At 43.8% G+C, this 523-nt stretch carries 1 rRNA gene; it reads right to left on the reverse strand.

Features of this window, described 5'->3' with window-relative positions:
• Window positions 1–310: 310 nt before the first annotated feature.
• Window positions 311–424: ribosomal RNA gene (rrf, locus tag ABD980_RS03635) — 5S ribosomal RNA — on the reverse strand.
• Window positions 425–523 lie beyond the last annotated feature (99 nt).

The following is a 523-nucleotide window of genomic DNA, read 5'->3' on the forward strand; positions in this document are numbered from 1 at the left end:
CGCATTCCAAGCGCCCACACTTATCGGCTGTTACATTGTTAAAGATCAATTGACACACGCTTGTCATAAGCGGTATCGATACTACTACTAACATCGCGACTACTGCGTTGCGCTGTTAGCTGCAGAGAAATGAAATTATGAATCATTTCCAAAACACTGTCAAGTGTTTTTTGAAAGTATGTTTACATTAAACATGCTTTCAAAAAGCGCTTGTCTATTTGCAACTCATAACTATAGCATATATTTTATGACTTGCAACCTCTAGGGAAATAAAACCCCGTCGGATCACCGACGGGGTTTCGGTATAAGAGCTTGACGATGACCTACTTTCACAGGCGTACGCCCACTATCATCGGCGCTAAGGCGTTTCACTGTCCTGTTCGGAATGGAAAAGGAGTGGGTCCACCTTGCTTTGGTCGTCAAGCGGTAACTGGTCGATACGGGGTGGGTAGCACCACGTATCCAATCTGGGAAAAAGCACGAACTGATCAAGATCAGTTTTGATATGTATTCGTTTTATGGG

It is taken from the genome of Paenalcaligenes hermetiae (assembly GCF_039543645.1).
GTDB classification, from domain to species: domain Bacteria; phylum Pseudomonadota; class Gammaproteobacteria; order Burkholderiales; family Burkholderiaceae_B; genus Paenalcaligenes; species Paenalcaligenes hermetiae.